This window comes from Amycolatopsis thermalba (assembly GCF_003385215.1).
In the GTDB taxonomy this organism is placed as follows: domain Bacteria; phylum Actinomycetota; class Actinomycetes; order Mycobacteriales; family Pseudonocardiaceae; genus Amycolatopsis_E; species Amycolatopsis_E thermalba.
Genome location: NZ_PQHW01000065.1, coordinates 21794 through 39333, shown reverse-complemented (window position 1 = coordinate 39333; position 17540 = coordinate 21794). Strand labels below are relative to the sequence as shown.

Annotated in this window: 19 protein-coding genes; 16 read left to right on the top strand and 3 right to left on the bottom strand. The window is 72.3% G+C overall.

Annotated elements, in window-relative coordinates:
* Window positions 1–688: 688 nt before the first annotated feature.
* The 12 genes from pdxT (at window position 689) to D0D15_RS23405 (ending at window position 12291) form a co-directional block, all read left to right on the top strand.
* Complete coding sequence (gene pdxT, locus D0D15_RS23460) at window positions 689–1324, top strand: pyridoxal 5'-phosphate synthase glutaminase subunit PdxT (RefSeq protein WP_094008397.1); 636 nt, start codon at window positions 689–691, stop codon at window positions 1322–1324.
* The gene (locus D0D15_RS23455; RefSeq protein ID WP_094008396.1) at window positions 1321–2073 is read left to right on the top strand and encodes a YebC/PmpR family DNA-binding transcriptional regulator; all 753 of its coding nucleotides are present in this window, start codon (window positions 1321–1323) and stop codon (window positions 2071–2073) included. The genes pdxT and D0D15_RS23455 overlap by 4 nt, the downstream gene beginning before the upstream one ends.
* Before the next feature lie 109 nt (window positions 2074–2182).
* A complete protein-coding gene (locus tag D0D15_RS23450; protein ID WP_094008395.1) occupies window positions 2183–2701 on the top strand; it encodes a DUF4262 domain-containing protein in 519 nt (172 codons plus the stop codon).
* Window positions 2702–2797: 96 nt separating this feature from the next.
* Window positions 2798–3427 carry a crossover junction endodeoxyribonuclease RuvC gene (ruvC, locus tag D0D15_RS23445; protein ID WP_115944737.1) on the top strand — a complete coding sequence of 210 codons (630 nt, stop codon included), beginning with the start codon at window positions 2798–2800 and terminating at the stop codon, window positions 3425–3427.
* Window positions 3424–4017 carry a Holliday junction branch migration protein RuvA gene (gene ruvA / locus D0D15_RS23440; RefSeq protein ID WP_094008393.1) on the top strand — a complete coding sequence of 198 codons (594 nt, stop codon included), beginning with the start codon at window positions 3424–3426 and terminating at the stop codon, window positions 4015–4017. Before ruvC ends, ruvA begins: the two co-directional genes overlap by 4 nt.
* An 87-nt stretch (window positions 4018–4104) precedes the next feature.
* Window positions 4105–5088, top strand: a complete 984-nt coding sequence (ruvB, locus tag D0D15_RS23435) for a Holliday junction branch migration DNA helicase RuvB (protein ID WP_233157495.1) — start codon at window positions 4105–4107, stop codon at window positions 5086–5088.
* A gap of 99 nt (window positions 5089–5187) precedes the next feature.
* Window positions 5188–5592 (top strand): preprotein translocase subunit YajC, encoded by a 405-nt coding sequence (gene yajC / locus D0D15_RS23430; protein WP_094008392.1) that lies wholly within the window; start codon window positions 5188–5190, stop codon window positions 5590–5592.
* 140 nt (window positions 5593–5732) lie between these two features.
* Window positions 5733–7307, top strand: coding sequence for a protein translocase subunit SecD (secD, locus tag D0D15_RS23425; protein WP_094008391.1), 1575 nt, complete (start codon window positions 5733–5735; stop codon window positions 7305–7307).
* A gap of 1 nt (window position 7308) precedes the next feature.
* Window positions 7309–8538: a protein translocase subunit SecF gene (gene secF, locus D0D15_RS23420; protein WP_094008390.1), complete on the top strand. Its 1230-nt coding sequence runs from the start codon at window positions 7309–7311 to the stop codon at window positions 8536–8538.
* Between the two features lies 1 nt (window position 8539).
* The gene (locus D0D15_RS23415; protein ID WP_094008389.1) at window positions 8540–9058 is read left to right on the top strand and encodes an adenine phosphoribosyltransferase; all 519 of its coding nucleotides are present in this window, start codon (window positions 8540–8542) and stop codon (window positions 9056–9058) included.
* Between the two features lie 106 nt (window positions 9059–9164).
* The gene (locus tag D0D15_RS23410) at window positions 9165–11495 is read left to right on the top strand and encodes a RelA/SpoT family protein (RefSeq protein WP_094008411.1); all 2331 of its coding nucleotides are present in this window, start codon (window positions 9165–9167) and stop codon (window positions 11493–11495) included.
* 22 nt (window positions 11496–11517) lie between these two features.
* Window positions 11518–12291 (top strand): enoyl-CoA hydratase/isomerase family protein, encoded by a 774-nt coding sequence (locus tag D0D15_RS23405; RefSeq protein WP_094008388.1) that lies wholly within the window; start codon window positions 11518–11520, stop codon window positions 12289–12291.
* Between the two features lie 55 nt (window positions 12292–12346).
* Here D0D15_RS23405 and D0D15_RS23400 read toward each other — a convergent pair whose 3' ends face one another.
* On the bottom strand, window positions 12347–13195 hold the full coding sequence (locus D0D15_RS23400; RefSeq protein ID WP_094008387.1) for a peptidylprolyl isomerase: 849 nt from the start codon (window positions 13193–13195) through the stop codon (window positions 12347–12349).
* Between the two features lie 145 nt (window positions 13196–13340).
* Here D0D15_RS23400 and D0D15_RS23395 point away from each other — a divergent pair, with 145 nt between their 5' ends.
* Together D0D15_RS23395 and D0D15_RS23390 are read left to right on the top strand one after the other, a co-directional pair.
* Window positions 13341–13946: an MBL fold metallo-hydrolase gene (locus D0D15_RS23395; protein WP_094008386.1), complete on the top strand. Its 606-nt coding sequence runs from the start codon at window positions 13341–13343 to the stop codon at window positions 13944–13946.
* Window positions 13947–13957: 11 nt separating this feature from the next.
* Entirely contained in the window at window positions 13958–14611 is a 654-nt protein-coding gene (locus D0D15_RS23390) for a hypothetical protein (protein ID WP_094008410.1), read from the top strand.
* On the opposite strand, the gene D0D15_RS23385 is transcribed toward D0D15_RS23390, so the two are convergent.
* Together D0D15_RS23385 and D0D15_RS23380 are read right to left on the bottom strand one after the other, a co-directional pair.
* Entirely contained in the window at window positions 14568–14840 is a 273-nt protein-coding gene (locus D0D15_RS23385; protein ID WP_094008385.1) for a hypothetical protein, read from the bottom strand. The genes D0D15_RS23390 and D0D15_RS23385 overlap by 44 nt on opposite strands.
* A gap of 87 nt (window positions 14841–14927) precedes the next feature.
* Window positions 14928–16658: a YibE/F family protein gene (locus tag D0D15_RS23380; RefSeq protein ID WP_233157494.1), complete on the bottom strand. Its 1731-nt coding sequence runs from the start codon at window positions 16656–16658 to the stop codon at window positions 14928–14930.
* Between the two features lie 129 nt (window positions 16659–16787).
* On the opposite strand from D0D15_RS23380, the gene D0D15_RS23375 reads away from it, so the two are divergent.
* Window positions 16788–17192, top strand: a complete 405-nt coding sequence (locus D0D15_RS23375) for an SsgA family sporulation/cell division regulator (protein WP_094008384.1) — start codon at window positions 16788–16790, stop codon at window positions 17190–17192.
* Between the two features lie 39 nt (window positions 17193–17231).
* Entirely contained in the window at window positions 17232–17390 is a 159-nt protein-coding gene (locus tag D0D15_RS23370) for a hypothetical protein (RefSeq protein WP_198958366.1), read from the top strand.
* The last annotated feature ends 150 nt before the right edge of the window (window positions 17391–17540 follow it).

Below are 17540 nucleotides of genomic sequence, written 5' to 3'. Positions count from 1 at the left end.
TAATCCGAAACGGAGACATTCCAAAATCGGAATGCACAGCCCCGTCACGTTTGAAGCCCTGCACACGGAGTCAGACCAAGATCACTGACCCCACACCCGAAGTGTCCGGCGAACGGGGGCAAGCTCAAAGGTCTGTCGTGGGCTCGTGACTGGTCCTTTCGCTCGGCGGCGAGCCACTGGGCATCTCGTGCGGCGGCGACTGTGCCAGTCGTGCAGGCACGAGTGTGCTTTTCGCCCGGGCGCGAGTGGTGCTTCTCGTGCGGGCGCGCGCGAGTGCGGGTCGTCTGGGTGTGGGAGTGCAGCTCGTGTGGGGGTGGCTGGGCCGCTCGTGTGGGCGTGACTGGGCGGCTCGTGCGGGTGCGGGAGTCCCGCAGGTGTCGGCGCGAGTGAGCCGCTCGTGCGGGTGTGAGAGTGCCACTCGTACGCGCGTGAGGGGGCCGTTCGTGCGGGTGCGAGGGTGCCACTCGTGTGGGCGCGAGAGTGCCGTTCGTGCGGGCGCGGCTGGCGATCGTGCGGCTGGGCATCTCGTGGCGGGGTGAGTGGGCCTCTCGTCAAACCCGCGACTGGACCCGCCGCGAGGTAGCACGCCGGGGCGGCCGCCCGCGGAACGAAACCCACCGAGGGGCCCTCACCCACCCGGCGAGGCCACGGCGGAATACAGTAATCACGAAGCGTTTCAGGAGGTCAGGTGTCCGCGGTACCGCAGATCGGCGTGCTCGCGCTCCAGGGGGACGTCCGGGAGCACGCCGCCATGGTCGGGCGCGCCGGCGGGCGTGCCGTCACCGTCCGGCGGGCGTCCGAGCTCGCGGCCGTCGACGGGCTCGTCCTGCCCGGCGGGGAGTCCACCACCATGTCGCGCCTGCTCGAGACCTTCGAGCTGCTCGGCCCGCTCCGGGAGCGGCTCGCCGCCGGAATGCCCGCCTTCGGCTCGTGCGCGGGCATGATCCTGCTCGCGAAGCAGGCCCTGGACGGCCGCCCCGACCAGCACCAGCTCGGCGCGCTCGACGTCATCGTCCGGCGCAACGCCTTCGGCCGCCAGGTCGACTCCTTCGAGGAGGACCTGGCCTTCGACGCCCTCCCGGGCGGCCCCCTGCACGCGGTCTTCATCCGCGCCCCCTGGGTGGAAAAAGCCGGCGACGGGGTCGAGGTCCTGGCCACGGTGCCCGCGACCGAAACGACCGGCGCTAGGATCGTCGCGGTCCGGCAGGGGCCGGTGCTCGCCACGGCCTTCCACCCGGAGCTGACCGGGGACGATCGGGTCCATCGCCTGTTCGTGCAGATGGTGCGGGACGCGGCGACGACGAGCGAGACGGAGGAGAGATGAGCGGCCACTCCAAGTGGGCCACCACGAAGCACAAGAAGGCCGCCCTCGACGCCAAGCGTGGCAAGCTGTTCGCGAGACTCATCAAGAACATCGAGGTCGCCGCGCGGACCGGCGGGGGCGACCCCGAGGGCAACCCCACCCTCTACGACGCCATCCAGAAGGCGAAGAAGAACTCGGTCCCGCAGGACAACATCGAGCGCGCCCGCAAGCGCGGCGCCGGTGAGGAAGCGGGCGGCGCGGACTGGCAGACGATCAACTACGAGGGCTACGGCCCCAACGGCGTCGCCGTGCTGATCGAGTGCCTGACCGACAACCGCAACCGCGCGGCCGGCGAGGTCCGCACCGCGCTGACCCGCAACGGCGGCTCGCTGGCCGACCCGGGCTCGGTGTCGTACCTGTTCAACCGCAAGGGCGTGGTGATCATGCCCAAGAACGACCTGTCCGAGGACGACGTCCTGATGGCCGTCCTCGACGCGGGCGCCGAGGAGGTCAACGACCTCGGCGACAACTTCGAGATCGTCTCCGAGGCCACCGACCTGGTCAACGTCCGCAAGGCGCTGCAGGACGCCGGCTACGACTACGAGTCGGCCGACCCGACGTTCCTGCCGTCGGTGAGCGTCCCGCTCGACGCCGAGGGCGCCAAGAAGGTCTTCCGGCTGATCGACGCGCTCGAGGACTGCGACGACGTCCAGAACGTCTACGCCAACTTCGATGTCTCCGACGAGGTGCTCGAAGAAGTCGGCGCATAACACCCGCGCGTCCCAAGGCCCTCCGGCGCAGCCGCACCGGAGGGCCTTGTCGTGCAAGAAGAATTTTCCACCACCGGGGGCTGTGCCGCCGCCACCCGCGTACGGCAGAATGCCGCCCGTGACCGAGACCCTCGCGCCCGAAGAATCCGAGCTCCTCGAGTGGATCGTCAACCAGGCCGAAACCCGCGGCAACGCGGTGATCTCCGTGGCGGGCGACGATTCCGGGGCCGGGTACGCGTTCACGGCGTGCGTGTGGGCGCTGCACGAGGTCCCCGAGGCCGTCGTCGTCGGGCTGCCCGAGCAGATGGCGCCGGTCCTGCTCGACGCCTACGTCGACCGCGCCGCCAACGGCGAGGAGTTCGTGCCGGGCAAGGTCTACGACGACTTCTTCGAGGGCGTGCCGGTCACCTTCGAGCGCGTCGCCAAGGGCCACTACCTCGAGTACTTCGGCAGCGCGTTCCTGGTCTACCCGGACGGCGACTTCCCGGCGGTGCAGATCATCGTCGCCACCCCGGACGGGCACTGGCCGTGGAGCGCGGGCGCGCCCGAGGGCTTCGCCGGCTGGCAGCCGGTGCTCACCGAGAGCGGCGCGCCGGAGAGCTGGACCCCGGGCGTCGACGGTCCTTAATGGACGATCATCCGCCCCGGCGCGTCCTGCCGGGGCGGCGCCGCCCGGCGCGGTAGCCTCACCTCGAACGCGTGTTCGGCGGCAGGAGGGTGATCGGTGCGAGTGCTCGGCGTGGACCCCGGGCTGACCCGGTGCGGGCTCGGCGTGGTGGACGGGGGCACCGGCCGCACCGTCAGCTGCGTGGCCGTGGACGTCGTCCGCACCCCGGTCGACGACACCCTGGAACGGCGCCTGCTCGCGGTCTCCGACGCCGTCGAGCGCTGGCTGGACACCTACCGCCCGGAGGCCGTCGCCATCGAGCGCGTCTTCAGCCAGCACAACGTGCGCACCGCGATGGGCACCGCGCAGGCCGGGGGAGTCGTGGCGCTGGCCGCCGCCCGCCGCGGGCTGCCGGTCGTGTTCCACACCCCCAGCGAGGTCAAGGCCGCCGTCACCGGCAGCGGCCGCGCGGACAAGGCGCAGGTCACCGGCATGGTGACCCGGCTGCTCGGGCTCGCGAGCGCGGCCAGCACGGTCGACGCCGCGGACGCCCTCGCGCTGGCCATCTGCCACCTGTGGCGCCAGCCGATGCGCGACCGCCTCGCTGAGGCCGAGGCCCGCGCGGCCGAACTCGTCCGCGCGCACCAGGCCCGGCTCGCCGCGGCGGCGAAGGCGGCCAATACCGTGTCGGCGGCGGTTCCGCGCCGGACGAAGGCGCGGACACCAGGGAAGGGAGTGCGGGGATGATCTCCTCGGTCCGGGGCGAGGTGCTCTCGGTCGGGCTCGACCACGTCGTGGTGGAGGTCGGCGGGGTCGGCCTCGCGGTGCAGGCCACGCCGTCGACGCTGGCCACGCTGCGGCGCGGCGAAGAGGTCCGCCTCTACACCTCGCTGGTGGTGCGCGAGGACTCGCTGACCCTGTTCGGCTTCGCCGACGCCGAGGCCCGCGAGCTGTTCGGCCTGCTGCAGACCGTCTCCGGCATCGGCCCGCGGCTGGCGCTGGCCGCGCTGGCCGTGCTCGACCCGGACAAGCTGCGCACCGCGCTGGCCGAAGGCAACATCACCGTCCTCACCCAGGTCCCGGGCATCGGCCGCAAGGGCGCCGAGCGGCTCACCCTCGAACTGCGGGACAAGGTCGCCGCGGCCGGCGGGAGCGCCGAGACCACCGCGGCCCCGGCCGCCGGCGCCGTGCGCGCCGAGGTCGTCGAGGCCCTCACCGGGCTCGGGTTCCCCGCCAAGCAGGCCGAGCAGGCTGTGGAGAAGGTGCTGGCCGCGGGCGGGGCCGACACCACCCCGGCCGTGCTCCGCGCCGCCCTGAGCACCCTCGGGCGCAAGTGAGGCTGCTGACGCGTGCACGATGACGAGGTGACCGAGCACCCGGCGGACGAGACCCTCTCCGCGCTGCCCCAGCTGGGCGAGCGCGAGATGGAGACGACGCTGCGCCCGAGCCGGCTGAGCGAGTTCATCGGCCAGCCCCGGGTGCGCGAGCAGCTGGAACTGGTGCTGGAGAGCGCCCGGCGGCGCGGCGTCCCGCCGGACCACGTGCTGCTGTCCGGCCCGCCCGGCCTGGGCAAGACGAGCCTGGCGATGATCGTCGCGGCCGAGCTGGACGCCGCCATCCGCATCACCTCCGGCCCGGCCCTGGAACGCGCCGGCGACCTCGCCGCGATGCTGTCCAACCTCGCCGAGGGCGACGTGCTGTTCATCGACGAGATCCACCGCATCGCCCGCCCCGCCGAGGAGATGCTCTACCTGGCGATGGAGGACTTCCGGGTCGACGTCGTGGTCGGAAAGGGCCCGGGCGCCACCAGCATCCCGCTGGAGATCGCCCCGTTCACCCTGGTCGGCGCCACCACCCGCTCCGGTGCGCTGACCGGCCCGCTGCGCGACCGGTTCGGCTTCACCGGGCAGATGGAGTTCTACGCCGACCACGAGCTCGACCAGGTGATCCGGCGCTCGGCGAAGATCCTGGACATCGAGATCGACGCCGAGGGCAGCGCGGAGATCGCCCGCCGCTCCCGCGGCACGCCCCGCATCGCCAACCGGCTGCTGCGCCGCGTCCGCGACTACGCCGAGGTGCGCGAGGACGGCCGGGTCACCCTGGCCGTCGCCCGCGCCGCGCTGGCCGTCTACGACGTCGACGAGCTGGGCCTGGACCGGCTCGACCGCGCCGTGCTCGAGGCGCTGGTGCACTCCTTCGGCGGCGGGCCGGTCGGGGTCTCCACGCTGGCCGTCGCGGTGGGTGAGGAACCGGCGACGGTCGAGGAAGTCTGCGAGCCCTACCTGGTGCGCGCGGGTATGCTCGCGCGCACCCCGCGTGGCCGGGTCGCGACGGCGAGTGCCTGGGAACACCTGGGTCTGCGCCCACCGCCGCGCCCGGACCAGGCAGGGCCTACCCTGTTCGACTAACCGGGTGCAGGCCTGGTCAGTGGCGCCTGGCACACTCGAAAGAGCACATCCGGACAAATAGGTGCGACGGCCGGGGGCCGTGACACCGAATGGAGAATCATGGAACAGCTTTTCCTGCCGTTGCTGCTCATGCTCGTCGTGGCGATCCCGCTGGTGATGGGCACCCGGAAGCAGAAGCGTGCCGTGCAGGAGCAGCAGAAGCTGCAGAGCAGCCTGTCCGAGGGCGACCGGGTGATGACGACCTCCGGCCTCTACGGCACGGTGGCCGACACCAGCAACGACACCACGATCGACATCGAGATCGCGCCCGGTGTCGTGACGACGTGGCTGCGCCAGGCGGTGCGCGAGAAGGTCGCGCCCGAGGTGGCCGACGAGATCGAGACCGACGAGGCCGACGTCGTCGAGACCGCCGAGGTCGCCGACACCTCGGACACCACGGTGGCGCCCAAGGTCCAGGCCGACGAGAAGACCGCTGCTCCCTCGCTGGAGAGCGAGAAGAAGTAGCCCGGCGAGGGCAGCACCCCGGCGTCCGACGGTGGCGCCGGGGTCAACGCCGCGTTCACAACGCGGCGAGTAGTGTCTGCGTACCGCCGCGTAGGCGGCACGAGTTCCCGCGTAGCTGACCGTCGAGGAGAACGACCACCGTGGCACCACCGGCCGGGCGGATCCGCCCGGGACGCTATCTCGGCTTCTTCGTCCTGATCGTGGTCGTGCTCTACGCCCTGGTGTTCTTCACCGGCGGCGGTAAGCCCACGCCGAAGCTGGGCATCGACCTGCAGGGCGGCACCCGGGTGACGCTGAGCGCCCGCACCCCGGACGGCTCGGCGCCCTCGCGCGAGTCCCTCAACCAGGCCCGCCAGATCATCGAGACCCGCGTGAACGGGATCGGCGTCAGCGGCACCGAGGTGATCCTCGACGGCAGCAACATCGTCATCACCGTGCCCGGCGAGCAGGGTGACCAGGCCAAGAAGCTCGGCCAGACCGCCCAGCTCGGCTTCCGCAAGGTGCTCGACGCGCAGACCGTGACCACCCCGCCGGTCGTGCCGCCCCCGGGCCAGGGCGACGATCCGGCCGCGATCCAGCAGGCCAAGGCCGCCCGCCAGGCCGCCGACCTGGTGACCGGCAGCGGCGACACGCTCGCCGCCGGCCCCGCGGCCGCGCAGGCGCTGGCCGCGTTCACCTGCTCCACGCAGGACCCGCTGCGCGGCAACGACGACCCGAACCTGCCGCTGCTCGCCTGCGACCAGACCGGCACCGAGAAGTACCTGCTCGGCCCGGTGTTCCTGAAGGGCACCGAGATCGACAACGCGATGTCCTCGGCGCCGGCGCAGAACAAGCCCGGCTGGACGGTCGACCTGTCGTTCAAGTCCGAGGGCCGCCAGACCTGGGCCGACTTCACCACCAAGAACATCGGCCAGCGCGCCGCGTTCGTGCTCGACACGCAGGTCGTGTCGGCGCCGACGATCCAGAGCGCGATCCTGGACGGCAACACCCAGATCAGCGGCAACTTCACCCAGGCCCAGACCAAGGACCTCGCGGACATCCTGAAGTACGGCTCGCTGCCGCTGTCGTTCACCTCCTCCGACGCCACCACCGTGTCGGCCACACTCGGCCTGGCCTCGCTCAAGGCGGGCCTGATCGCCGGTGGCATCGGCCTGGCGCTGGTGTTCGTCTACTGCCTGGTCTACTACCGGCTGCTCGGGGTGCTCACGGTCGTCTCGCTGGCGCTGTCCGGCCTGATCGTCTACGCGGTGCTGGTCCTGCTCGGGCGCTGGATCAACTTCACCCTCGACCTCGCCGGGGTCGCCGGGTTCATCATCGCCATCGGTGTCACCGCGGACTCGTTCGTGGTGTTCTTCGAACGGCTCAAGGACGAGATCCGCGAGGGCGGGCGCAGCTTCCGCTCGGCGGTGCCGCGTGGCTGGGTGCGCGCCCGGCGCACGATCCTCGCCTCGGACGCGGTCATGTTCCTCGCGTCCGCGGTGCTCTACGCCATCGCGGTCGGCGACGTCCAGGGCTTCGCCTTCACCCTGGGCATGTCAACCGTGCTCGACCTGATCGTGGTGTTCCTCGTGACGCACCCGCTGGTCGTGCTGGCGTCGAAGTCGAAGTTCCTGTCCCAGCCGAAGCTCACCGGCCTCGGCGGCGTGCAGACGCTGGCCGCGCAGCGCCGGTCCGCGCGCAAGGTGCCCGCCGGCGCGGGCGCGAAGGAGTCCTGACGTGGCAGACGAGCCGAACACCCTGAGCACCGACGCCGCGCCGGCCACGAAGAAGGCCGGTAAGGAGAGCGTGTTCCACCGCCTCTACGTCGGCACCGGCGCCTTCGACATCGTCGGCAAGCGCAAGCGCTGGTACCTGTTCTTCGCCGTCCTGATGCTGGTCTGCATCGCCTCGATCGGCATCAAGGGCTTCAACCTCGGCATCGAGTTCGAGGGCGGCACCCAGATCCAGATGCCCGCGCGCGGCGCGAACGGCCCGATCACCGCCGACGCCGCCAAGCAGGCGTTCGCCGACGCGCTCGGCGAGCAGGCCGACTCCGCGCAGACGGTCGGCGTCGGTGACGCGGCCACCGTCGAGCTGCGGTCCGACACCCTGGACGCCGACCAGGTCGCCAAGGTCAAGCAGACCCTGTTCGACCAGCTCAGGCCGATCGGCAGCAACGGCCAGCCCAGCGTGCAGGCCATCAGCGACAGCGCGGTGAGCGCGTCCTGGGGCCAGGAGATCTCCCAGCAGGCGCTGATCGCGCTCGCCGTGTTCATGGTGCTGGTGACCGTGTTCCTCGCGGTCTACTTCGAACGCTGGATGGCGGTCACCGCGCTCATCGCGCTGGTGCACGACATCCTCGTCACCGCGGGCATCTACTCGCTCGTCGGGTTCGAGGTGACCCCGGCGACGGTGATCGGCCTGCTGACGATCCTCGGGTTCTCCCTCTACGACACCGTGGTGGTGTTCGACAAGGTCAAGGAGAACACCCGCGGCATCCTCGGCCTGACCCGCCGCACCTACGCCGAGACCGCGAACCTGGCGCTGAACCAGACGCTGATGCGCTCGATCAACACCTCGGTCATCGCGCTGCTGCCGGTGCTGGGCCTGCTGGTCGTCGGCTACATCCTGCTCGGCTCCGGCACGCTGCAGGACCTCGCGCTGGTGCAGCTGAGCGGCATGCTCGCCGGTGTGCTGTCGTCGCTGTTCCTGGCGACCCCGCTGCTGGTCGACTTCAAGATGCGCGACCCGAAGTACAAGCAGCAGGCCGACCGGGTCCGCGCACGCCGCGCGAACCAGGCGCGCAAGGCCGCCGAGCGCGACGAGGACTTCGACGCGAGCGACGACGAGGCGCTGGGCGCCGAGCTGCGCAAGGAGAAGGCGTACGCGGCCGCGGCGAGCGTCCCGGCGCGCACCCCGAAGGCGCAGCCGCGGCGCGGGCGGCCCTCGGGCAAGCGGAAGCGCTGACGTGGACCTGGAGCGTGCGCTCGGCCTGATCGCCGAGGTGCCGGACTTCCCGGAGCCGGGCGTGCTGTTCCGGGACCTGTCGCCGCTGTTCGCCGACGCGGACGGGTTCGCGGCGGTGATCGACGCGCTGGCGGCCACGGTCGACCCGGGCACCGACGTGCTGGCCGCGGTCGAGGCACGCGGGTTCCTGCTCGCCGCGGCCGTCGGCTACGCCCGCGCGATGGGCGTCGTGCTGGTGCGCAAGCCCGGCAAGCTGCCCAGCGTCGCGGGGCGGGTGGACTACGCCCTGGAGTACGGCACGGCGTCGCTGGAGCTGCCCTCCGGCGTGGTGCGGCCGGGGCAGCGGGCCGTGGTGGTCGATGACGTGCTCGCCACCGGCGGCACCGTCGCCGCGGCCTGTGAGCTGCTGGAGAAGGCGGGCGCGACGGTCACCGGCGTGTCCGTGGTGATGGAGCTGGCCGCCCTCGACGGGCGGTCGGCGCTGAGCGGCCGGAAGGTCAGCTCGCTCCTGGTCACCTGACCGTTCGGCGCGCGAGCGCGGCGGTCGGCGCGGCTGGGAACAACGAGGTGGCCCGCCGGGGTTACGCTTGGTGGTCTACAGGCCGCGCGATCAGCAGGAGGTGGGCTTGAGCCAGGAGCTCGAAAGCCCGGCGCCCGCCCGGGAGACCCCCGACAACCGCGGCACGCAGCCGCAGGGCGTCACCAGGGCACCGTCCGCCACCCGGCGTGTCCGCGCCCGGCTCGCGCGGCGGATCACCGCCCAGCGGGCCGCCCCGGTCAAGCAGGTTCTGGAACCGCTCGCCGCGATCCACCGCGACCTGCACCCGAACGCGGACCTGAGCCTCCTGCAGCGCGCCTACGACGTCGCCGAGGAGCTGCACCGTCACCAGCGGCGCAAGTCCGGCGACCCGTACATCACGCACCCGCTCGCGGTGGCGACCATCCTGGCCGAGCTGGGCATGGACACCACCACGCTGGTCGCGGCGCTGCTGCACGACACGGTCGAGGACACCGGCTACTCGGTGGAGCAGCTGACCGCCGACTTCGGCGAGAAGGTCGCGCAGCTCGTCGACGGCGTCACCAAGCTGGACAAGGTCAAGCTGGGCACCGCGGCCGAGGCCGAGACCATCCGCAAGATGGTCATCGCGATGGCCCGCGACCCGCGCGTGCTGGTCATCAAGCTCGCCGACCGGCTGCACAACATGCGCACCATGCGGTTCCTGCCGCCGGAGAAGCAGGTCCGCAAGGCCAAGGAGACCCTGGAGGTGCTGGCCCCGCTGGCGCACCGGCTGGGCATGGCCACGGTCAAGTGGGAGCTGGAGGACCTCGCGTTCGCGATCCTGCAGCCCAAGAAGTACGACGAGATCGTCCGGCTGGTCGCCGACCGGGCGCCCTCGCGGGACATCTACCTGCGCAAGGTGATCGACGAGCTGACCGGCGCCCTGGGCGGCTCCCGCATCACCGCGAAGGTCGAGGGCAGGCCCAAGCACTACTACTCCATCCACCAGAAGATGATCGTCCGCGGCCGCGACCTGGACGACATCCACGACCTGGTGGGCGTGCGGATCCTGGTCGAGGACGTGCGCGACTGCTACGCCGCGATGGGTGTCGTGCACGCGCTGTGGCAGCCGATGCCCGGCCGGTTCAAGGACTACATCGCCCAGCCGCGGTTCGGCGTGTACCAGTCGCTGCACACCACGGTGATCGGGCCGGACGGCAAGCCGCTCGAGGTGCAGATCCGCACCTACGAGATGCACCACACGGCCGAGTACGGCATCGCGGCGCACTGGCGGTACAAGGAGACCAAGGGCACCCATCACGGCACCGCCGTCGACATCGACGAGATGGCGTGGATGCGGCAGCTGCTGGACTGGCAGCGGGAGGCCGCCGACCCCGGCGAGTTCCTCGACTCGCTGCGCTACGAGCTGGCCGCCCGCGAGATCTTCGTGTTCACGCCCAAGGGCGACGTCGTCACCCTGCCCGTCGGCGGCACGCCGGTGGACTTCGCCTACGCCGTGCACACCGAGGTCGGGCACCGCTGCATCGGCGCCCGCGTCAACGGCCGGCTGGTGGCGCTGGAACGCAAGCTGGAAAACGGCGACGTCGTCGAGATCTTCACCTCCAAGGCGGAGAACTCCGGGCCCAGCCGCGACTGGCTGACCTTCGCCAAATCACCCAAGGCGCGCGCCAAGATCCGCCAGTGGTTCGCCAAGGAACGCCGCGACGAGGCCATCGACGCCGGCAAGGACGCGATCACCAAGGAGGTCCGCAAGGTCGGCCTCCCGTTGCAGCGCCTGGTGTCGGCGGAGGCGATGGGCGCGCTGGCGGCCGAGCTGCACCACCCGGACATCAGCTCGCTCTACGCCGCGGTCGGCGAGGGCCACGTCAGCGCCAAGCACGTCGTGCAGCGGCTGGTGGCGCTCATCGGTGGCGTGGAGGAGGCCGAGGACGAGCTCGCGGCCCGGTCCACGCCGTCCACGGTCACCCGCCGCCGCGCGGCCAACGACGTGGGTGTCGTCGTCAAGGACGCCACCGACGTGTGGACCAAGCTGGCGCGCTGCTGCACCCCGGTGCCCGGCGACGAGATCCTCGGGTTCGTCACCCGCGGCGGCGGCGTCAGCGTGCACCGCACGGACTGCACGAACGCCGAGGACCTGCGCGCCCAGCCGGAGCGGCTGGTCGAGGTGGAGTGGGCGCCGTCGGCGAACTCGGTGTTCCTGGTGTCCATCCAGGTCGAGGCGCTGGACCGGCACCGGCTGCTGTCCGACGTGACGAAGGTGCTGGCCGACGAGAAGGTCAACATCCTGTCCGCGTCGGTGCAGACCTCGCGGGACCGGGTGGCGGTCAGCCGGTTCACCTTCGAGATGGGCGACCCGAAGCACCTGGGCCACGTGCTGAAGGTGGTCCGCGGCGTCGAGGGCGTCTACGACGTGTACCGCGTCACGTCCGCCTCCTGACCCCGGCCGTTAGGGTGCCGGTATGGCACCAGGGCTGGAGTTCGCGCGCGACGGGGAAGTGGCCACGCTGACCTTCGCGCGGCCGGAGAAGAAGAACGCGATCACGCACGACATGTGGGCGGCGATCCCGGACGCCGTCGCCGCGGTGGAGGCCGATCCGGCGCTCAAGGTGCTCGTGCTGACCGGCGCCGGGCCGGACTTCTCCGCGGGCGCGGACATCTCCGAATTCGGCAGCCTGCGCTCCACCGCGGACGGCGCCGCCGCCTACGACGAGGTCGTCGAGGGCGCGGTGACCGCGCTGGCCGGCATGACCAAGCCGACCGTGGCGAAGATCCGCGGCAACTGCATCGGCGGCGGCTGCCAGATCTCCGTCGCCTGCGACTTCCGCTTCGCCGAGGACGGGGCGCGCTTCGGGATCACCCCGGCGAAACTCGGCATCGTCTACGACTTCCGCTCCACGCGCCAGCTGGTGTCGCTGATCGGGCCCGCCCACGCGCGCTACTTCCTGCTGTCCGGCCGGCTGATCGACGCCGCCCGCGCTCGCGAGATCGGCCTCGTCAACGACACGTTCGCCGACCTCGACGCCGGGGTGGCGGACTTCGTCACCACCCTGTGTTCCCGTTCGCAGGCCTCGATCCGCGGCATGAACCGGATCATCGGCAAGATCCTCGACGGACAGTCCGAAAGCGACGGCGAGGTCGAGGAGATCCGCTCCGCGGCCATCCACGGCGAGGACTACGCCGAGGGCGTGGCGGCCTTCCTGGGCCGCCGCCAGCCGAAGTTCACGGCCTCCTGAACGCGGCAGCGGCCTGGGGTCCACACTGGACTCCAGGCCGCTGCCGGGACGAGGATCAGCCGATCGTCACCGCGGTGAACTTGACCTCCGTGTTGGGCTTGCCGCCGCCCGGGCTCGGGTCGAAGCTGCCGTCGTGGCCGGCGCGGGCCACCTTGTCGAGCACCTCCAGGCCGGCGTCGGAGATCGAGCCGAACACGGTGTAGTCCGGGCTCAGCTCCGCCGGGCCGTACACCATGAAGAACTGGCTGCCGTTGGTGTTCGGGCCCGCGTTGGCCATCGCCAGCAGGCCGCGGCCGTAGGTCAGCTCGGGGAAGGTCTCGTCGGCGAACGAGTAGCCCGGGCCGCCGCTGCCGGTGCCGCTCGGGTCACCGCACTGCAGCATCATCAGGCTCGCGTCGGTGCCCAGCCGCGCGCACGACGTGTCGGTGTAGTACCCCTGCTGCGCCAGGCTCAGGAAGCTGTTCACGGTGCACGGCGCGAGCGCGCGGTCCAGCGTCAGCGGGATGTCCCCGGCGGTGGTCTTCAGGGTGACGTTCACCGTGCCGGTCGACGGAATGTCCTTGCCCTGCGGCGGGTTGTTCGGCTTGGCCGCGGACTCGCCCGGCGTGGCCGGGTACTCGCACTGCACCGGGTTCGGCAGCGGCGTCGGCCGCTGCGGCACCGCGGCGCGCTGCGTCGGGATGTTCAGTCCGGAGGACGGGGCCGTCGTCGGGGAGGCGGCGGCGTCACCGCCGTCACTGCCGCGGGTCGCGAAGAACACCACCAGCCCGGCGACCACGACCACCGCGCCGACGGTCGCGCCGACGCCGACGATCTTGCGGCGTTTCGCCTGCTCCGCCCGGCGGGCCATCTGCCGCTCGAGCTTGCGCTTCGCGGCCTCACGGCGCTGCTGGTTGGTCGCCACCTGCCCTCCAGAATCCACTCGACGTCACCGATCGGGTGGCGGCAGTCTATGGGCACAGCCTGTGAGGACCCTGTACAGCCCCGGTTAGGGTGGGTGCCGGACATCCCGGGCACGGGTGGACGCGCGGACGCGGAGGTGGATTTTCGTGCTCGTCGTCGGGTTCCCGGCAGGCGCGCTGCGGGCCAACTGCTACCTGCTCGCGCCCGGCCCGGGCACCGCGTGCGTGGTCGTCGACCCGGGCGAGGACTCGGCCGGCCGCGTCGCCGAGGCGCTCGCCGAGCACCGGCTGACCCCGGCGGCGGTGCTGGCCACCCACGGCCACCCCGACCACGTCGGAGGCGCTCCGGTGCTGACTGCGGCCCACGACGTTCCGATGTGGATCCACCCGGCCGACCGCGGCCTGCACGACGGCTTGCCCGCGGACGTGCGCGACCTGACCGGCGCGCCGCTGGAACTGGCGGGCCTGGTGATCGACGTCGACCTGGTGCCCGGCCACACCGACGGCTCGGTGGTGTTCCGCGTGACCACGCCCGAGGGCGGCCGCCTCGCGCTGACCGGCGACACGCTCTTCGCGGGCTCGGTCGGCCGCGGCGACCAGCGGCGGCTGGGGGAGTCCCTGCGTGACGTGCTGCTGCCGCTGCCCGATGACACGGTGGTGCTGCCCGGGCACGGCCCGGCCACGACGATCGGCCGTGAGCGGGCCGGCAATCCGTTCCTGAGCGGGGCGCGCAGCGTCGTCCCGATGCCGTGATGGGGGAAGAAGTGACCGAGCCGAAGAAGCCGGCCGAACCGCGGCGGCTGCCGCTGCACCAGGAGGATCCGGGGCTGGCCCGGCGCCGGCTGCTCTCCGGTCTGGCCGGGGTGCTGATCATGGCCGCGGCGTTCGGCGGCATCGCGGGACTGATCGGCGGGCAGGTCCCGGGCCTGGTCACCGCGGCGGTGGTGGGGTTGCCGCTGCTGTACGTGGTGGTGTGGAACGTGCGGCGCAAGCTGTGGCTGGAGGGCACCGCGGTGCTGGTGCGCACCTTCCGCACCCGCCGCGTGGACCTGGCTCAGGCGCGGCGGATCGACCTGCTGGTCACCGACGTCCGCGGGGCGCGCACGGTCAGCCTGCTGTTCAACTCCGGGCAGCGCGGCCAGGTCGTCAAGATCGACCTCGCCGTCTACGCCGGGACCGGCGGGCGCGAGCTGCCCATCCTCACCCTGCGGCGGCTGGCCGACGCGGTGGCGAACAACATCGAGGCCAACGGGCTGGTCTTCGCCGAGCTGCTGGTCGCGCAGCTGCGGGCCGAGGCGCGCGGCGCGGGTGTGCCGGACCGGCCCCTCTACCAGCTGGCGTCCGCTGCGCCGCCGGGCAAGATCGCGCAGCGGTTCACGATGGAGGCCGTGAGCCGGTTCGTGGCGCGGCTGGGCTGACCTCGCCGTCGCGGCCGCCGAGCCGGTTCTCGATCGCGGTCAGCTGCTCGCGGATGCCCTCCAGCTGGTAGACGATCTCCGGCAGCTCCTCCGCGGCGAAGGTCGCCAGCCGTTCCAGGTGCTTGGCCGCGTCACGCAGTTCGGTGAGCGCGGTCGCGATGCGCGGCAGGCTCGTGAGCGTGCGGACGGCGGCGTTCGTCAGGCGCCGCGGCAATGCGTGAACGACCAAGACCCCTCCCCGCCGGACGGGAACCGTGTGCCCGGCCTTCGTACCCCATGGCGAGGGGCCTGACCAGCGCGGGGTGCTCGCCTGGGGCTAGTGATCGCTGCTGTGCCTGGTGGGGCTGACGGGTTCGCGGCTGGCGATCATCGCGGCCAGCACGGTGGTCACCGGCACGGCCGCGACGATGCCGACGCTGCCGGCCAGGGTCCGCACGATCTCCTGCGCGACGTCCTGCGAGCCGAGGATCGCGCCGAGCCCGACGCCGGAGATCGACGAGTACAGCATCACCGGCAGCGCGGCGCCGGCGTAGGCCATGACCAGCGTGTTCACCGCCGAGCCGACGTGGTCGCGGCCGATCCGCAGCCCCGCGGAGTACAGCTCGCGCCAGGTCAGCGACGGGTTGGCGCGGCGCAGCTCCCACACGGCGCTGGTCTGGGTGACGGTGACGTCGTCGAGCACGCCGAGCGCGCCGATCACGATGCCGGCCAGCAGCAGGCCGCGCGCGTCGATGCCGTGGCCGAGGGAGGCGATGAGCGTCGAGGTGCTGTCGTCCAGCCCGGTCAGGGACGCGGCCGCGGAGAAGATCGCCGACAGCGCGCCGATCAGGGCCAGGCTGACCAGCGTGCCCAGCACGGCGACGGAGGTGCGGGCGGACAGGCCGTGGGTCAGGTACAGGGCGATGAACATGATGAGCCCGGCGCCGACGATCGCGACGAGCAGCGGGTTCTCCCCGGCCAGGATCGCGGGCAGCACGAACGCCACCAGCACGACGAAACTGAGCACCAGCGCGCCGAGCGCGGCCAGGCCGTGCCAGCGCCCGAGGACGACCACGGCGATCGCGAACAGCGCGGCGAGCACGGCGAGCGGGAGGCCGCGCTGGAAGTCGACCAGCTGGTAGGAGCCGGGATCGGCCGCATCGCCGCCGTTGTAGGCCAGGACGACGTCGTCGCCGGCGCTGAAGCGCGGGGTGCTCGGCTCGATGGGCACGGTCAGCTCGACGGTGCGCCCGCTGCCCGGCCCGTCGGTGAGGGTGATGGTGGCGGTGAGGCAGGGCTTGGCGTCCGGCTGGTCGCCGACCTGCACCTGACCGGCGGCCAGGCAGGGGCCGGAGGTGGCGGTGCTGATGGTGCCGTGGACGGGGGTGCCCTGCGAGATCGCCGAGTCCGGTTCGGCCTGGCCCCAGGGGTAGAGCAGCAGCAGGCCGGCGACGGTGGCGAGCGCGATGGGGGCCAGCAGCCAGATGAGGAGGAGCTTGACGCGCCGGGAGGCCGGCGGTGCGGGGGAGTGGCCGTGGCCGTGCCCGTGCCCGGTGGGTGGCGCGGCGGCGCGGGGCGGGGTGTCTTCGGAGCGGCGCGCCCGGTGGCCGGTGCTTTCGGCGCGCCCCCGTCGCGGGCGGCCGGCTCCGCTCGCACGATGCGCCGCGCGCGGAAGGCTCGCCTCGGAGGGCCCGGCGGCCTCGTCCGATCCGGCAGGGCTCCGGGGCGGGCGCGCCGTGCGCTCGTCAGGGTTCCGGCGGCCAGTGCGACGCGAGTCCGCTTCGGCGGCAGTCGCGCGCGATCGCCGGCCGGTGCCCGGGGCGCCGCCACCAGCACGTGCGGAGCTGCCACTTCCGGTGCCGTGACGCCCGTCCGCTCGGTGCTCCGCGGAGGAAGCCCCCGCGGCGGGCCGGCCACCCAGGGCGTCGCCACCCGCGGGCCGGGCGGGGGAGTCGCCGGTCTCGGCGTAGCGCCGCGCCCGTCGCGCGCGGCGGGGGTCGGCAGCAGGCGGCCCGGGGATCCGGCGGATCGGGCCGGTCTCCGCCGTGGGGTCGTCGTCGTGCTGCATCGGTCCATCGTCCCGCCCGCCGCCGTCACTCCAGCGGGTGGGTCGTGAAATTCCTCCGCGAAACCGCGTAACGACGGCCCCCCGGATCCGTCCTATTGGCGAAGAGCCGCGGGAGGACAGGAGGCCATCGTGCACGCGGAAACGGTCGAGGAGCACCAGTTCGTCAGCCTGGACGGCTACGACATCCCGGTCTTCTCGCGGTGGAGCTACACCACCGCCGATCCCTACGCCATCACCCTCGCTTTCCGGGCCGACCGCGGCCGCTGGGTCGAGTGGTGCTTCGCGCGGGACCTCCTCGTCGCCGGGATCAGCGAACCGGCGGGCGAGGGCGACGTGCGGATCCGGCCCGACCTGCCGACCGGTCCGGACCAGCTGCTCATCGAGCTGGAATCGCCGGACGGGTACGCCGTCGTCGAGCTCAGCCGCGAGGGCGCGGCCCGCTTCATCGCCTCCACCCACGCGCTCGTCCCGCTCGGCGCGGAGAGCGCCCTGGTCGACGTGGACGGGTTCATCGCGGAGATCACCAAGGTCTGAAACCCGTTCCCCGCGGCGGCGAACGGCGTTCACCCGGTCGTGATCCTGCACCCGGCCGCCGTCGCCGAGCGGGCCACCGTCTCCGCCCTCGTCGCCGCGCGGCACGCCGTCGCGGGCGTCAACGGCATCACCCCCACCGGCTCGTCGGTCGGGCCGGCCAGGCGACCTTCGACGCCAAGGTCGCCGAACGCCTGGTGACCGCGTTGGACGCCCGGCCCCGGGGGAAGCCCTCGCTGCCGGACGGACTGACCGCACGCGAGGCGGCGAAGACCCACATCAACAACGCGTTCGCGAAGATCGGCGTCCGGCACCGTGCCGAAGCCGTCCGCTACGGTCTGGACCACCAGC